This window comes from Methylorubrum extorquens (genome assembly GCF_024169925.1).
Classification (GTDB): Bacteria; Pseudomonadota; Alphaproteobacteria; order Rhizobiales; family Beijerinckiaceae; genus Methylobacterium; species Methylobacterium extorquens_A.
This window is the reverse complement of the sequence record NZ_JALJXF010000001.1, coordinates 3,132,389-3,148,732: the sequence shown is the minus strand read 5'-3', so window position 1 is coordinate 3,148,732 and position 16,344 is coordinate 3,132,389. Positions and strand designations below refer to the sequence as shown.

Below are 16,344 nucleotides of genomic sequence, written 5' to 3'. Positions count from 1 at the left end.
ACGCGATCCCTGAAGGATCCTTCGTGGCCGCCTCGCTGCGCACCTCAGGATGAAAATCGGGGTTGGGGAGGCGCGCTCAGATATCTCTATCGGATGGCGTGTCAGGGCGGAGACCGAGGGCATCCTCCAGAAGCCTCAGCGCCTCCGCCACCGAAAGCCGCCGGATCTCGGCCCGTCCCGGATCGCCGAAACGCTGCTCGGCGTGGCGGGTGGCTCCGCCCTTCACGGCGAGCCCGAAATGCACCAGCCCGACCGGCTTGGCGTCGCTGCCGCCGCCCGGCCCGGCAATGCCGGTGACGGAGACTGCCACGTCCGCCCGTGACGCCTTCAGCGCGCCGTCTGCCATGGCGCGGGCCACCGGCTCGCTCACCGCGCCGTGCGTCGTGATGAGGTCCATCGGCACGCCGATCGCCTCGGCCTTCGCCTCGTTGGAATAGGTGACGAAGCCGCGCTCCATCACCGCCGAGGAACCGGGCACCGCCGTGAGCAGCCCGGCCACGAGACCGCCGGTGCAGGACTCGGCGGTCGCGATCTTTTTGCCCGCCGCCGCATAGGCCCGCACCAGCGCCTCGGCGCGGGCGAGCAAGGCGGCGTCTTCGATCACGAGCGGCGCTCGCTGGTCTCCGCCTCGGTCTCCAGCTCCGCGCAGGCCTCCGGTAGCCGCACCGTCGCGGCGGCCTGGGCGGCGAGGCCCTCGGCGCGGCCGACGAAGCCGAGCTTTTCCGTGGTCGTCGCCTTGATCGAGACGGAGGAGAGCGGCACGCCCGCGATCTCGGCGATGCGCGCGCGGATCGCCTCGCGGTGCGCCCCGATACGCGGGGCTTCCGCCAGCACCGTGATGTCGAGATGATCGATCTTGCCGCCGCGGGCGCGCACCAGCTCGCAGGCATGGGCCAGGAACTGGTCGGAGGCCGCGCCGCGCCACTTCTCGTCGGAGGGTGGGAAGTGGGTGCCGATGTCGCCGTCGGCGATGGCGCCGAGCAGCGCGTCGGTGAGTGCGTGCAGCGCCACGTCACCGTCGGAATGGGCGAGAACGCCCCGGTCGGCGGGGATCTTCACGCCGCCGAGCCAGACATGGTCGCCCTCCGTGAAAGCGTGGACGTCGAAGCCGGTGCCGAGGCGGGTCACGTAAGTGGTCATGGAGTCATCCGATATCGCGGGCGTGAGCTCAGAGAAAGCCCGTCCGGAGAAGGCCCGATCGGCCTCAATCAGGTCCGCCGCCTGGGTGATCTTGCGGTTGCGGGCATCGCCCTCGAACACCACGACCGGCAACCCGGCCCATTCGGCGAGCGCCCCGTCATCGGTGAAGCCGTCGCGGCCCTCGGCGACGGCGCGGCGATGCGCGTCGAGGAGCAGGCTGAAACGGAAGCTCTGCGGGGTTTGCACCGCGCGAAGATTTTCGCGAGCCGGGGTCTCGTGGACGCGGCCGATGCCGGGCGCGATCTCTTCCACAAGCTTGATCGTGTCGGAGACCGCGATGCCCGGCACCGATGCGCCGTGCTCGGAGCCGGCCGCGACCGCGCGGGCGATCAGCGCCTCGTCCACGAAGGGACGCGCTGCGTCGTGCACGAGCACGAGGTCGGGCGCACCGGAGCGGGCGAGCCCTTCGAGCCCGGCCGCCACCGATTGCTGTCGCGTCGCTCCGCCCGGCACCGGTTCGGCGAGTTTTTCGCGATGCGCTGGTTCGAGGTCAGCGAGGCATTCGCGGTAGAAGTCCCTCGCGTCCGGCGCGATCACCGGCTGGATGCGGGTGATGCGGGGCGATTGCGCCAGCGCCGCCAGCGTCCGCGTCAGGACGGCCCGGCCGCCGACGCGGCGATATTGCTTGGGCAGGTCTCCGCCGACACGCAGGCCCTTGCCGGCCGCCACCACGACCGCCGCCACCGATTTAGTCCCCGGCTCCTGCCCATACGGCCGTGCGGCGTGGTCGGACATGCTGGGCCTCGAATGGAAATCATCTGGGGATGGATGGGGATCGCCGCGTCCTTATGCGTCAAGATGCGCGAAGGCAAACGCAGCAGGCGCTTGCGTCCGCCCGCCATTTGGCTACTTATTGGGCACAATGACACGTGACCATTATTTGAGCGCGCTGCGCGGAGCCGACGATCGGGGGGTGATGAGCCCGCCGGTCCTGCTGGCGCCGCTCTCAGGCGTCACCGATCTGCATATGCGGCGCCTCGCTCAGCGACTCGGCGCCAGCGCCGTCGTCTCCGAGATGGTCGCGGCGGCCGAGCTGGCGAAGGGTGACGCCGAATCGCAGGTCCGGGCCGAGGGCGCCGGGGTGAACCCGCACGTGGTGCAGCTCGCCGGCTGTGCCCCCGAACCGATGGCCGAGGCTGCCCGCATCGCCGTGGCGAACGGCGCGGATGCCATCGACATCAATATGGGCTGCCCGGCCAAGACCGTCACCGGCGGCGAATCGGGTTCGGCGCTGATGCGCGACCTCGACCACGCCGTGCGCCTTCTCGCGGCGGTGCGCGGCGCGGTCGATGTACCGGTGACCGTGAAGATGCGGCTCGGCTGGGACCACGCGAGCCTCAACGCCGCCGAACTGGCACGGCGCGCCGAAGCAATCGGGCTCGACGGCGTGACGGTTCACGGCCGCACCCGGCAGCAATTCTACAAGGGCCGGGCCGATTGGTCGGCGATCCGTCCCGTGGTCGAGGCGGTGCGCATCCCCGTCATCGCCAACGGCGACATCACCGGCGTCGAGGAGGCCCGCGCCTGCCTCAGCCAATCCGGTGCGGCGGGGGTGATGGTCGGGCGCGCGGCGGTCGGGCGTCCCTGGCTCGTCGGCGAGATCGCCGCCGGGCTTGCCGGACGCGTGGCTCCGCTGCTCTCGGCCGAGCAGCGGGCGGCGGTCGCGGCCGAGCATTATCAGGGGCTGATCGCGCTCTACGGTGCGGCGATGGGCGTGCGCCACGCCCGCAAGCATCTGGCCGCCTATGCCGACATCGCAGGTGGTTTGCCCCCGGACGACCGGCGCCGTCTCGTCACCACCCACGATCCGGCGGAGGCGCTCCGCCTCCTGCGGCGCGCGTTCCTCGAACCGGCCGGGGCGGCGACCACGCCCCTCGGCGAGGCGGCCTGATGCCCTTTTCCGACGAGCCCGCTCCCGAATCCCTGCCGCCGGCCGAGGCGGTGCTCAATTCATTGCCGCTGCCGGTCCTCACCATCGGGCCGGACGAGCGCATCCTGCGCGTCAACCACGCCGCCGAACTGTTCTTCGACGCCTCTGCCCGGCTGATGCTGCGCGGGCGGCTTCGCGACATCATCCCGTTCTCTTCGCCGATCATCGCATTGGTGACCGAGGTGCGCCGCCGCCGCTCCTCGGTCTCGGAATACCGGGTGGAGTTGGTCCAGCCCCGCTCGGGGACCGAGCGCAGCGTCGATGTCTTCGCCACGCCCCTGCGCGACGAGGACGACTCGGTGGTGCTGATGCTGCAAGAGCGCACCATCGCCGACAAGATGAACCGGCAGCTCACCCATCGCGGTGCCGCCCGCTCGATGGTGGCGCTCGGCGCGATGCTCGCGCACGAGATCAAGAACCCGCTCGCCGGCATCCGCGGCGCGGCACAGCTCCTCGAACAGGAGAGCGACGAAGAGGACCGGCTGCTGACCCGCCTGATCTGCGACGAGTCGGACCGGATCGTGCGCATCGTCGAGCGGATGGAGCTGTTCGGCGACGAGCGGCCGGTGGAGCGAGGCCCCGTCAACGTCCACGGCGTGCTCGATCAGGTGAAGCGCTCGGCGCAGTCCGGCTTTGCCCGTCACATCCGCTTCATCGAGAACTACGACCCCTCGCTGCCGCCCGTCCTCGGCAATCGGGACCAGTTGATCCAAGTGATCCTGAACCTCGTAAAGAACGCGGCTGAGGCGATCGGCACGGACACGGTCGAGGGCGAGATCACACTCTCCACCGCCTTCCGCACCGGCCTGCGCCTCCAGATCCCCGGCTCGCGCGAGCGCGTCAGCCTGCCGATCGAGGTCGCGGTGCGCGACAACGGGCCAGGCATTCCGCCCGATATGCTGTCGGACCTGTTCGACCCCTTCGTCACCACCAAAGTGCAAGGCTCCGGCCTCGGACTTGCATTGGTGGCCAAGATCGTCGGCGACCATGGGGGCATCGTTGAATGCGATCCCGTCCCCCGCCGCACCGCCTTCCGGATCCTCCTTCCCATGTCGAGCGCCCGCGACGGGCGTGAATCGGCCGCGGAGCGCTGAGTCGAGAGCCATGCCCAACGGCCACATCATCGTCGCGGACGACGACGCCGCGATCCGCACCGTGCTCAACCAGGCCCTGTCTCGGGCCGGCTACGAGGTTCGCACCACCTCGAATTGCTCGACGCTCTGGCGCTGGGTCGCCCAGGGCGAGGGCGACCTCGTCATCACCGACGTGATGATGCCGGACGAGAACGTGTTCGACCTGCTGCCGCGCATCAAGCGCGTTCGGCCGGAACTGCCGATCATCGTGATGAGCGCGCAGAACACCTTCATGACCGCGATCCGCGCCTCCGAGCGCGGTGCCTACGAGTACCTGCCCAAGCCCTTCGACCTGAAGGAGCTGATCGCGATCGTCGGCCGCGCGCTCTCACGCCCCCGCGGGACGCCCGCCCCCGGCGCCGGGCCGGAGAACGAGGACATCCCGCTGGTGGGCCGCTCGCCGGCCATGCAGGAAATCTACCGGGCGCTGGCCCGCCTGATGCCGACCGACCTCACCGTGATGATCACGGGCGAGTCCGGCACCGGCAAGGAGCTGGTCGCCCGCGCCCTGCACGATTACGGCCGCCGCCGCACCGGGCCGTTCGTGCCCGTCAACATGGCGGCGATTCCCCGCGACCTGATCGAATCGGAGCTGTTCGGCCACGAGAAGGGCGCCTTCACCGGCGCGCTCTCGCGCTCGGCAGGCCGGTTCGAGCAGGCGGAGGGCGGCACGCTGTTCCTCGACGAGATCGGCGACATGCCGATGGAGGCGCAGACCCGGCTGCTGCGCGTGCTTCAGCAGGGCGAGTACACCACCGTCGGTGGGCGCGTACCGATCAAGACCAACGTCCGCATCATCGCCGCGACCAACAAGGATCTGCGCGTCTCGATCCAGCAGGGGATCTTCCGCGAGGACCTGTTCTTCCGCCTCAACGTCGTGCCCCTGCGCCTGCCGGCGCTGCGCGAGCGCTCGGAGGACGTGCCGGACCTGATCCGCCACTTCTTCGTGCTGGTGGAGCGCGAGGGCCTGACCCGCAAGACGCTCGACGCCGACGCGATGGAGCGGCTGAAGCGCTACCGCTGGCCCGGCAACGTGCGCGAGCTGGAGAACCTCGTTCGCCGTCTTGCCGCGCTCTACCCGCAGGAGACCATCACCGGTCCGGTCATCGAGGCGGAACTCGATACTCTCCCGCTCGCCCAGCCCGCCGCCAACGGCAACGGCGCGGCCCGCAAGAATGCGAACGGGGCCTCCGACAGCGAGACCTTGTCCGGCGCGGTCGAGCGGCACCTCGCCGACTACTTCTCGGGGTATCGCGACACGCTTCCCCCGCCCGGCCTCTATCACCGCATCCTGCGCGAGATCGAAGGCCCGCTGATCGGCGCGGCTTTGGCCGCCACCCGCGGCAACCAGATCCGCGCGGCCGAGCTCTTGGGCGTCAACCGCAACACCCTGCGCAAGAAGGTGCGGGACCTCGATCTGCAAGTGTTTCGCACGTCGCGGTGACCCGTTCCGCAATTCGCGACGACCTGTTTCGCACCGGGCGGTGATCCCCCTCTGTTCTCCACGGCCGCGCTTCGCTAAAGGCGCGCCATGCTGCGCCTTCGCGAGTACCAGCGCGCCGCCCTCGACGCGCTCGATCATCACTGGGACGGGGGCGGTGGGCCCGGCCTCGTCGTGCTGCCGACCGGCGCCGGCAAGGCGCTCGTCATTGCGGCCCTGATCCGCGAATGGCTGGATCGGGCGCCAGACGCGCGGATCTGCGTCGTCACCCATGTCCGCGAACTCGTGGTGCAGAACCACGGCGAATTGCTCGCCTACTGGCCCGGGGCGCCCGCCGGCATCTTCTCCGCCGGTGTCGGCCGGCGGGAGGCGCACGCGCAGGTCGTCTTCTGCTCGATCCAATCGGTCCGTGACCGGGCCGAACTGTTCGGCGCCATCGACCTCATCGTCATCGACGAGGCCCATCTCGTGCCGCGTGCGAGCGAGACGGGCTACGGCCGCTTCCTCGCCGCGGCGCGGGCGGGCAACCCGGATCTGAAGGTCGCCGGCTTCACCGCCACGCCCTACCGGCTCGATTCCGGCCGGCTCGACGAGGGCGAGGGGCGGGTGTTCGAGCGGATCGTCTACGAATCATTGGTCGGCGACCTGATCCATCAGGGCTATCTCGCGCCCCTCGTCTGCAAGGCGACCGCGCTCGCCCTCGACGTCACGGGGGTGCCGAAGCGCGGCGGCGACTACATCCCTTCGGCGCTGGAGGCGGCGGTCAACCGCGAGTGGATCACCCGCGCGGCGGTTGAGGAGATGGTGGGCTATGGCCGCGAGCGGCGGGCATGGCTCGCCTTCTGCGCCGGGCTCGCGCACGCCGCCTCCGTGTGCGACGCGATTCGCGCCGAAGGGATTTCCTGCGAGACCGTCACGGCCGAGACCGGCAAGCGCGAGCGGGACCGGATGGTCCGCGACTTCCGCGCCGGAAGGATTCGCTGCCTCGTCTCGGTCGGCGTGCTCTCGACGGGCTTCAACGTGCCGGAAGTCGACCTCATCGCTCTGCTGCGCCCGACCCAATCGGCCGGGCTCTACGTGCAGCAGGTCGGCCGGGCCATGCGCCGGGCGCCGGGCAAGTCGGATGCGATCGTGCTCGACTATGCCGGACTGGTGCGGATGCACGGCCCGGTGGATGCGGTGACCGCCCGCAGCGTTGCGCTCGGGCCGGCGCCTCTCGGCTTCGCGCGGGCCAAACCCTGCCCCGGCTGCGGCGCGCTGATCGCCCTCAACGCCAGCACCTGCGAGGCCTGCTGGGTGGAGCCCGAACCGGAGGACGAGGAGGCGCCCCACGCCGCGAGCGCGGAGGACGCCATGCCGATCCTGTCCGAATCGATCTCCCACTGGCGCGACGTGACCGGCTGGCGCCTCGACCGCGGCCCCGGTGGTTCGGGCCCAGACCGGCTCGAAGTGTCGTTTCGCTGGCGCGGCGGCGGATGCCGGGTCGAGGTCTGCCTCGAACATTCCGGCCATGCCCGCGAGAAGGCGGTGCAATGGTGGCGCGCCTTCGGCGGTGCCGATCCGGTGCCAATGTCGGTCGCCGCGGCCCTGGAACGGGCCGACGAGTTGGAGCGGCCGGAGACCCTGCGGGTCGAAGCCGCCGGCCGGCTCTCCGAGAGTGTGACGGTGCGGTTTTCCGACGGTCGGCGGTTCCGAGACCTGCGCCGCTGGGGCACCCTTGCCGCCTGATCGGCGCCTCGATCGGGCTGATTCGTATTAATTTCGCCACACTGATGTGGCCCCGCATCAGTGATGCCGCTTCTGTCGCGACGTTCTCAAAAGGTGCCGTCCGATGCCCCGTCCGCCGAGGATGGAGCCGAGGCGGTCGCGCGCCGGTTCGACTCGCCCCCGCGCGGGCCGGGCTGGATCGGGGCGGCGGTGGTGCTCACGGCGCTGATCTCGGCGTCGGTCACCTTCCTCATCCTCGCCGGCATCATCCAGATCACGCGAACCCCGACCTCGGGCGTGGTGCTTCTCGCGGTCAACGCCGCACTGGTTCTCGCGCTCGTCGTCGTGATCGCCTGGGAGGCACGGGTCTTCCTGCATGCCCGGCGCACCCATGCCTCGGTGGCGCGGCTGCACACCCGCATCGTCGGGCTGTTCAGCCTGATCGCGATCCTGCCGACGATCCTGCTCGCCATCGTCGCCTCGGTCACGATCGATGTCGGCCTATCGTTGGGCTTCACCGACCGGGTCCGCGACGTGGTGCTGAAATCCGTGCAGGTCGCGGATGCGTACCAGGAGAATCACTGCCAGTCGCTCGCCCGCGAAATCCGCATCTTCGCCGACGACCTGACCCGCGCGCGGCCGAATTTCGACGTGAACCGCGAGTGGTTCGAGGGCTTCATGACCACCCGCGCCCAGGCGCTCGGCCTGCCGATCGTCAAGATCATGCGTGGGCCGAACGAGGTCGTGGCACGCGCCAATATCGACGTACTCAAGCAGACGCGCCTGCCCTCGGCCGCCGCCTTCGAGGATGCGGCCAAATCGAGCGACCCGATCTGTCTTCTGCCGAACGAGGGCCGGGTCTTCGCCGCCCTGATGCGGATGCCGGCCTACGACAACGCCGTGCTGCTGGTGCAGCGCGAGGTGAGTCAGCTCGCCATCGACTTTCCCGGCGTCGCCCGCGCCGCGGCGGCCGAGTACCTGACCTTCGACGAGCTGCGCCGCTACGTGCAGATCGCCTTCGCTTCGGTCTTCATCCTGATCGCGCTGATCACGCTGCTCTCGGCGGTGTGGTTCGGGCTGAACTTCGCCAACCGCTTCGTCGCGCCGATCCGCCGACTCATCAACGCCGCCGACGAGGTCGCCGCCGGCAATTTCTACGCCCGCGTGCCGGCCCGGAAATCGGATGGCGACCTCGCCCATCTCGGCGAGAGCTTCAACACGATGACGCTGGAGTTGCGCCGCCAGCACGACGGCCTGCGCGCAGCCAACGACTTGATCGACCGCCGCCGCCGCTTCACCGAAGCCGTGTTGTCGGGCGTCTCGCCCGGCGTGCTCGGTGTCGATGCCGACGGCGTCATCACCATCGCCAATCCCGGCGCGGAGCGGACTCTCGGTCTCACCGCCAAGGAACTGGTCGGGCAGCCGCTCACGAACGTCGTGCCGGAGATCGCGGCGCTGTTCCCGGAGGCGGAGGGACGCCACCGCGCCCTGCAGCAGCAGATCCAGCTCGTGCGCGGTGGCCGCGAGCGCACCATTGCCGTCCGCGTCACCAGCGAGCAGGCGCAGGGCGAGGCGCGCGGCTACGTCGTGACGCTCGACGACATCACCGATCTCGTCACGGCGCAGCGCACCTCGGCCTGGGCGGACGTGGCCCGCCGCATCGCCCACGAGATCAAGAACCCGCTGACCCCGATCCAGCTCTCGGCCGAGCGCATCCGGCGTAAGTACGGAAAAGTGATCACCACCGACAAGGACGTCTTCGAGCAGTGCACCGCCACGATCGTGCGGCAGGTGGATGAGATCAAGCGGATGGTGGACGAGTTCTCCTCCTTCGCCCGAATGCCGAAACCGGCGATCACGCAGCAGGATCTGGCCGAGATCGCCCGCCAGAACCTGTTCATGCTGCGCATGGCGCATCCCGACCTCGACTTCCCGTTCGAAACCGCCGGCGAGGACGAGAAGGGCCGCGTCGTCGCCGCCTTCGACGTTCGGCTGTTCTCCCAGGCGCTCACCAACATTCTCAAGAACGCCGTCGAGGCGGTTCAGGCGGTGCCGGAAGACGTGCTGACGGCCGATGGCGGCAAGGGTCAGGTACGCCTGCAACTCCTCGTCGAAGACGCGTTCGTGGTGATCGAAGTCACCGACAACGGAAAAGGCTTTCCGGCAGAGGGGCGCCAGCGCCTGCTCGAACCCTATATGACGACCCGCGAAGGCGGGACCGGCCTCGGGCTCGCGATCGTTTCCAAGGTGCTCGAGGAGCATGGCGGGGGGATCGAGTTGAACGACAACCCGGAAGGGCGCGGCGGACTGGTCCGCATGCGGCTGCCGCGGGAAGTCGGACGGCCGGACGAACGGAATTCCGGGACCGGTGCGGGACAGGAGCGGGATCGCTCCGCGGCACCGGACGCGCGTGACAGGACAACGATGGATAAGAACACGGAGGACGCCATGGAAGCGCGACGCGTCGCGGAGGTGCTGCCATGAGCGCCGATATCCTGATCGTCGACGACGAAGCCGACATCCGCGATCTGGTCGCGGGCATCTTGGACGACGAGGGGCACCGCACCCGAACCGCGGCCGGGTCCGACGAGGCACTGGCGGCGATCGAATCGCGCCGGCCCCACCTCGTCTTCCTCGACATCTGGCTCCAGGGCTCGCGCCTCGACGGGTTGCAGGTGCTCGACCTCATCAAGGCGGGCCATCCAGACCTGCCGGTGGTGATGATCTCGGGCCACGGCAACATCGAGACCGCGGTGGCGGCGATCAAATCCGGCGCCTACGACTTCATCGAGAAGCCGTTCAAGGCCGACCGCCTGATCCTCGTCGCCGAGCGGGCGCTCGAAGCTTCGCGCCTCAAGCGCGAGGTGCGCGACCTCAAGGTCCGCTCAGGACAGGCCAGCCGCATCGTCGGCGCCTCGGTCGCGGTCAACCAGCTCCGTCAGACCATCGAGCGCGTGGCCCCGACCAACGCCCGCGTGATGATCTCGGGCGCGCCGGGTGCGGGCAAGGAACTCTCGGCGCGCACCCTGCACGCCGCCTCCTCGCGGGCGAGCGGGCCCTTCGTCGTCATCAACGCGGCGACGATCACGCCGGAGACGATGGAAGCCGAGCTGTTCGGCGTCGAAGGCGGAGAGGGCCGGGTACGGCGCGTCGGCGCCCTGGAAGAGGCCCATGGAGGCTCCCTCTACATCGACGAAGTCGCCGACATGCCCAAGGAGACGCAGAGCCGGATCCTGCGCGTCCTCGTCGATCAGAACTTCCAGCGTGTCGGCGGCACCGCCCGCGTCCACGTCGATGTCCGCATCGTCTCGTCCTCCTCCCGCGACCTGACCGAGGAGATCGCCGCCGGGCGCTTCCGCGAGGATCTGTTCCACCGCCTCTCGGTGGTGCCGATCCGCATTCCCTCGCTCGCCGAGCGGCGCGAGGACGTGCCGGAACTCATCACCTTCTTCATGGAGCAGATCTCGGCGGCCACCGGACTGCCGCGGCGCCGCATCGCCGAGGACGCGATGGCGGTGCTCCAGTCGCACGACTGGCCCGGCAACGTCCGTCAGTTGCGCAACAACGTCGAGCGGCTGATGATCCTGACCCAGAGCGATCCGGAGCAGGAGGTGACGTCCGAGATGCTGCCGACCGAGATCGGCGCGCTCGTGCCGACGACACCGACCGGTGCGGGCGGCGAGAAGCTGATGAGCCTGGCCCTGCGCGAGGCGCGCGAGATCTTCGAGCGGGAATACCTCATCGCGCAGATCGCCCGCTTCTCCGGCAACATCTCCCGCACGGCCGAATTCATCGGCATGGAGCGCTCGGCCCTCCACCGGAAACTGAAGTCGCTCGGCATCGGGCCATAATGGCCGGCCGCCGCCCGCCTCTCGGGAGGACGGGCGGCGGGAGCAGTTGCAAGGGGTGGATATTGACGCTTTGCGCTGCGGGGGACCTCTTGCATCGCGGCAAGCTTCGCCCTGTAATGGAAATGGCCCGGCAGAGCGGTCCCAACACGTGAGAGCGCCGCCCCGCGCTTCAGCCACGGGACCCTGCTGATCCGTGGCGCGGGTCTCAAAACTAAGGATAAAAAGAAATGGCGGGCGAGCGCGCTCAGAACCTCCAGGATACGTTCCTGAATCATGTCCGCAAGAACAAGATCCCGCTGACGATCTTCCTCGTCAACGGGGTCAAGCTTCAAGGTGTCGTGACGTGGTTCGACAACTTCTGCGTCCTGCTTCGTCGGGACGGGCACTCCCAGCTCGTCTACAAGCACGCGATCTCGACGATCATGCCGGGTCATCCGGTGCAACTGTTCGAGCCGGACGAAACGGCGCCTGAAAAAGCCTGACTGTGCGAAGCGAGCCGGTTTCCGCCATTTGCGGACGTCGACGGATGTAAAATGGTGTCATCGTTCCAACATAAGGGAGCGATGACACGGAGACGCCATGACTGAAATCCTTCCGCCCGGCGAAGCACGCTTGCAGGCGAAGGCCGCCCCCGAGGGCGAGATTGCCGCCGCGACCCGCACGCTGGTTCTCGGCCCCTATCTCACACGCGCCGCTCAACGGCTTGCCCCGGGACAGACGGAGACCGTGCGCTCCGACGAAGCGCGGCTCGACGAGGCCGTCGGCTTGGCCGCCGCCATCGAGCTCGACGTGTTCCGGGCGATCTCGGTGCACATCCAGCGCCCGCGTCCCTCGACCTATCTCGGCAAGGGCCGGGTCGAGGAGGTCGCCGGGCTCATCAAAGCCGAGGAAATCGGCCTCGTGGTGATGGATTGCGCCCTCTCGCCGGTGCAGCAGCGCAACCTCGAAAAGGCTTGGGGCGCGAAGGTCATCGACCGGACCGGCCTGATCCTCGAGATCTTCGGCCGGCGCGCCTCGACCCGCGAGGGCACGCTTCAGGTCGAGCACGCCCATCTCGCCTATCAGAAGTCGCGTCTGGTGCGGTCGTGGACCCACCTGGAGCGGCAGCGCGGCGGCTTCGGCTTCCTCGGCGGACCCGGTGAGACCCAGATCGAGGCCGATCGGCGGATGATCCAGGAGCGGATGACCCGGATCGAGCGCGACCTCGAAGCCGTTACCCGCACCCGCGGCCTCCACCGCAAGAGCCGCGCGCGGGTGCCTTATCCGATCGTGGCGCTGGTCGGGTACACCAACGCAGGCAAATCGACGCTGTTCAACGCCCTGACCAAGGCCGAGGTGCGGGCGCAGGACATGCTGTTTGCCACCCTCGACCCGACCGCGCGGGCGACCAAGCTGCCGCACGGCGAAACGGTCATCCTGTCCGATACGGTCGGCTTCATCTCCGACCTTCCAACCTCGCTGATCGCCGCCTTCCGCGCCACGCTGGAGGATGTGATCGAGGCGGATATCCTGCTCCACGTGCGCGACGTCTCGCATGGCGACACCCAGGCCCAGGCCGAGGATGTCGAGGGCGTGCTGCGCGAACTCGGAATCGAGGCGGATGCGGAGCGGATCATCGAAGTGTGGAACAAGGCCGACCTGCTCGATGACGGCGAGCGCACCCGGCTACTCAATCTCAGCGCCGCGCATCGCGGGGCCGGGCCGGCACCGATACTCGTCTCGGCTCTGACGGGGGAAGGTCTTCCGGAACTCACCGAGCGGATCGAGGGGCAGGTGGCGCGGGCGCGATCGACCTTCGCCGTGACGCTTCCGCCCGAGGACGGCGCCGCCCTCAACTGGCTCTACGAGAACGCCGAGGTGCTCGACCGCCAATCCGAGACCGGCGGTGCGATCGCGCTTAAGATCCGCATCGCCCCAGAGAAGGAGCCCCGCTTCCTCAACCGGTTCGAGGCGGCGCAGCGCGTCGGTGGTCCGCAGAGTTCACCGGCCGCATAGAGCCTCGCCCGCTTGCGGGTCAGAATTCTTCGAAGAGAAGATTCCAGTAAACAAAAAGGCCGGAGCCGCTCATCGCGGCTCTGGCCTTTTCTTGTTTCAGAGTATCGTCCCGAAAGCCAATGGCCGCTTCCGGAACGATGCTTTTGCGTTTGCGTCAATCCTTCGGCGCAGCGTGGGCCACCATCGCGAGGCTGTGGTGCAGACCGCTCGCGCCGCCGCCCACGACTTCGACCCTCGACCCGGTCTTGGCTCGCCGCGTCGCCCATTCCCGGATCATCTCCAGGCAGGTGTGATCGACATGGCGCAGATCCTGCGCCTCGAGCCGGACCGGCGAGCCTTCCGGCGTCCGCTCCAGCGCCGCCGTGAGGTGCGGCAGTTGCAGGAAGGTCGCCGAGCCCGAGAGCCGCAGTTCCGGCACCGCCTGAAGCGCTCCACCCTGCACCGCCTGCGCCGCGCCGCCCTCGATCTTGAGCGGGCCGCGGATGTAGTGCGGGATCACCTGCAGCAGGCTGAGCGCGAGGCCGGTGAGCACGCCGGTGAGCAGATCGGTGGCGACGACCATCACCATGGTGGCGAGCCAGATCGCGGCGGTGGGCAGGCCGTAACGCTCGTGCAGGTGGAAGGCGTGGGCGGGGCTGACGAGGCGCCAGCCGGTCACGACGAGAATGCCGGCGAGGGAGGCGGTCGGCACGACCTTCAGAACCATCGGCAGGACCAGCAGGAAGGCGAGAATCCAGGTGCCGTGCAGGATGGTGGAGGCCCGCGAAGCCGCACCGGCCTGGACGTTGGCCGAGGAGCGGACGATCACGCCGGTCATCGGCAGGCCACCCGCGAGGCCGCAGAGGATGTTGCCGATACCCTGAGCACCGAGTTCGCGGTTGTACTGCGTGCGCGGGCCGTCATGCATCCGGTCCACCGCCGCCGCCGAGAGCAGGCTCTCGGCGCTGGCGATGACCGCGAGGGTCACCGCCATCAGGATCATCGCTGGCTCGGCCAGGCGGCTCCAGTCGCCCATACCCGGCATGGTGACGGCGGAGAAGATGTTCTCCGGGACCTCGACGCGCTTGACGTCCATGCTGCCGACGACCGCGACGATCGTGCCAGCCAGGACGCCCATCAGGGCGCCGGGGATCAGCTTGAGCTTGGCCGGACGGATCTTCTCCCAACCGATCATCGCGACGATGGTGGCGAGGCCGACGATGACGGCTCCGGGGCGGTTGCCTTCCGGACCGGAGACGAAGTTGAAGAAGGCGGCGGGGATGGCGATGAGGTTGTCGAGGCCGCTGGCCTTGGGCAGGGCGTCGGTCAACACGTGGATCTGGGCGAGCACGATCAGGATGCCGATGCCGGCCAGCATGCCGTGAACGACCGCCGGGGAGATCGCCCGGAACCAGCCGCCGACCCGGAGCGCCCCGGCGAGGAGTTGGATCGCGCCGGCCGCGACGAGGACCGGCCCGAGGGCGTCGATGCCGTGCTCACGCACGAACTCGAAGACGATGACGGCGAGGCCCGCGGCCGGGCCGCTGACCTGAAGCGGCGAGCCGGCAAGGAAGCCGACAACGATGCCGCCGATGATGCCGGTGATGAGGCCGCGCTCGGCCGGTACACCGGAGGCCATGGCGATGCCCATGCAGAGGGGCATCGCCACAAGAAAGACGACAAAGGAGGACGGGAGATCCCGACCGATAGTGGACGGCATCAGCCGGGCGAGGGAGGCGCGCATAGCAAATTCTACTCCGCTGCGATGGCGTGAGGGCCGGCGAATTCCGGCGTGGCGATCCGGGATGCCGAAGCCTGGGCGACGGGGACGCCTGTGGCTTCATCGATGGGGACGAAGCGGCTGCGCTCGCCGCAATAGGCGAGCACCTGGCCACTCTCGATTTCGAAGAACCAGCCGTGCAGGCGCAGCTTGCCGCGGGCCAACGCCGTCGCCACGCTCGGATGCGTGCGCAGATTGCTGAGCTGCACCACAACATTCTCGAGGGCGATCGCGCGGTGGCGCTCCTTCGGGCCCATTCCCTCGGGATAGGCTTCGCAGACGATCTGTTTCGCCGCATGGCTGTGGCGCAACCAAGCCGCCACGTTGGGCATGTTGCCGAGCGCCTCAGGATCCATGAGGCCCTTCATCGCGCCGCAATCGGAATGCCCGCAGATCACGATGTCGAGCACGCCGAGGGCGACGACCGCGTACTCGATCGCGGAGGACACGCCGCCGTTCTGCTGCGAGAAGGGTGGCACGATATTGCCGGCGTTCCGGCACACGAAGAGGTCGCCGGGACCGGACTGCGTGATGTGCTCGGGCGAGACGCGGGAATCGGCGCAGGCGATAATCAGCGCCTGCGGCTGCTGGCCGTCGCGCACCAGCCGCTGATACATCCGCTGCTGGCCTGGGAAGACCAATCCTCGGAAGTTCGAGAGGCCTTGGATGATGCCGTCCACGTCAAACCCCGCTGTCCGTCACCACGCGTGAGCCGACACGCCGGGACGCATGAGATGCTGGCTGGATGACGGGCGCGTTCCGCCCGCCGATCCGCGAAGTCCAATCAGGCAAGACGCGGTGATGCCGGCGCCTCCGTCAGGCACGGGGCAGCCAGCGCCGTCGCATGGCCTGCGACGACGTGTGAGCCGGCTCGATGTCGTCCGGGAATCCGGTCGGCCCGAGGCGGCGCGGCCGGAGATCGGATAGCAGGGACGTGGCCGGCGGCGCGGGTTGAGCGCCGCCGCCGGACAAGCCTTCGTTAGCGGGCCCGGCGCGGAGCGGTGCCGGCGGACCAGCGCGGCTGCACCGTACCCTGACGCAGAGCGGCGGTGGGGACGCCGCCCTTGGCGCCAGCGTTCTCACTCAGCATCGGCGCGCCGAGGATCTGGCCCGAGCCGGCACGCTGCGAGTGGAGCGAGCGGGGGTCGTGGTAGGGATCGTCCACGTAGCTGCTCATGAAACCGCCGCCAGCCTGCTGGCGGCTGCCGTTTCCACCGTCCTGCGCCTGCGCCGTGAGCGGCAGGGCAACGGCCGCAGCCGCCAGGAAACCGAGTGTCACAATGCGCTTCATGTCGAACATCCTCTCGTAATCCCTGAGTGGCGAACTT

General features: G+C 69.0%; 13 protein-coding genes. 8 read left to right on the top strand and 5 right to left on the bottom strand.

All coding sequences use genetic code 11. The features are described from left to right. Nucleotides 1–76: 76 nt before the first annotated feature. Together J2W78_RS14895 and J2W78_RS14890 are read right to left on the bottom strand one after the other, a co-directional pair. Nucleotides 77–604 (bottom strand): CinA family protein, encoded by a 528-nt coding sequence (locus J2W78_RS14895; protein ID WP_253371707.1) that lies wholly within the window; start codon nt 602–604, stop codon nt 77–79. Further along, nucleotides 601–1,935 carry a bifunctional 2-C-methyl-D-erythritol 4-phosphate cytidylyltransferase/2-C-methyl-D-erythritol 2,4-cyclodiphosphate synthase gene (locus J2W78_RS14890; protein WP_253371705.1) on the bottom strand — a complete coding sequence of 445 codons (1,335 nt, stop codon included), beginning with the start codon at nt 1,933–1,935 and terminating at the stop codon, nt 601–603. The genes J2W78_RS14895 and J2W78_RS14890 overlap by 4 nt, the downstream gene beginning before the upstream one ends. Before the next feature lie 127 nt (nt 1,936–2,062). Between J2W78_RS14890 and dusB the strand changes: the two genes are divergently transcribed. The 8 genes from dusB (at nt 2,063) to hflX (ending at nt 13,257) form a co-directional block, all read left to right on the top strand. Next, entirely contained in the window at nt 2,063–3,091 is a 1,029-nt protein-coding gene (gene dusB / locus J2W78_RS14885) for a tRNA dihydrouridine synthase DusB (protein ID WP_253371703.1), read from the top strand. Beyond that, complete coding sequence (locus tag J2W78_RS14880) at nt 3,091–4,224, top strand: two-component system sensor histidine kinase NtrB (protein WP_253371702.1); 1,134 nt, start codon at nt 3,091–3,093, stop codon at nt 4,222–4,224. Before dusB ends, J2W78_RS14880 begins: the two co-directional genes overlap by 1 nt. Before the next feature lie 10 nt (nt 4,225–4,234). After that, nucleotides 4,235–5,707, top strand: coding sequence for a nitrogen regulation protein NR(I) (gene ntrC, locus J2W78_RS14875; RefSeq protein ID WP_003600273.1), 1,473 nt, complete (start codon nt 4,235–4,237; stop codon nt 5,705–5,707). A gap of 87 nt (nt 5,708–5,794) precedes the next feature. Further along, nucleotides 5,795–7,432, top strand: coding sequence for a DEAD/DEAH box helicase (locus J2W78_RS14870; protein ID WP_253371700.1), 1,638 nt, complete (start codon nt 5,795–5,797; stop codon nt 7,430–7,432). Nucleotides 7,433–7,495: 63 nt separating this feature from the next. Next, nucleotides 7,496–9,895 (top strand): sensor histidine kinase NtrY-like, encoded by a 2,400-nt coding sequence (locus J2W78_RS14865; RefSeq protein ID WP_253371698.1) that lies wholly within the window; start codon nt 7,496–7,498, stop codon nt 9,893–9,895. Beyond that, entirely contained in the window at nt 9,892–11,262 is a 1,371-nt protein-coding gene (ntrX, locus tag J2W78_RS14860) for a nitrogen assimilation response regulator NtrX (protein ID WP_253371697.1), read from the top strand. The genes J2W78_RS14865 and ntrX overlap by 4 nt, the downstream gene beginning before the upstream one ends. Before the next feature lie 227 nt (nt 11,263–11,489). Next, nucleotides 11,490–11,744: an RNA chaperone Hfq gene (hfq, locus tag J2W78_RS14855; RefSeq protein WP_003600267.1), complete on the top strand. Its 255-nt coding sequence runs from the start codon at nt 11,490–11,492 to the stop codon at nt 11,742–11,744. Nucleotides 11,745–11,841: 97 nt separating this feature from the next. Next, entirely contained in the window at nt 11,842–13,257 is a 1,416-nt protein-coding gene (hflX, locus tag J2W78_RS14850) for a GTPase HflX (protein ID WP_253371695.1), read from the top strand. Between the two features lie 154 nt (nt 13,258–13,411). Here the strand turns inward: hflX and J2W78_RS14845 are convergent, their stop codons facing one another. The 3 genes from J2W78_RS14845 to J2W78_RS14835 form a co-directional block, all read right to left on the bottom strand. Further along, complete coding sequence (locus J2W78_RS14845) at nt 13,412–14,980, bottom strand: SulP family inorganic anion transporter (RefSeq protein ID WP_253371693.1); 1,569 nt, start codon at nt 14,978–14,980, stop codon at nt 13,412–13,414. Between the two features lie 8 nt (nt 14,981–14,988). After that, nucleotides 14,989–15,696, bottom strand: a complete 708-nt coding sequence (locus tag J2W78_RS14840; protein WP_253371691.1) for a carbonic anhydrase — start codon at nt 15,694–15,696, stop codon at nt 14,989–14,991. A 299-nt stretch (nt 15,697–15,995) separates the two neighbouring features. Continuing rightward, entirely contained in the window at nt 15,996–16,307 is a 312-nt protein-coding gene (locus tag J2W78_RS14835) for a hypothetical protein (protein ID WP_253371689.1), read from the bottom strand. Nucleotides 16,308–16,344 lie beyond the last annotated feature (37 nt).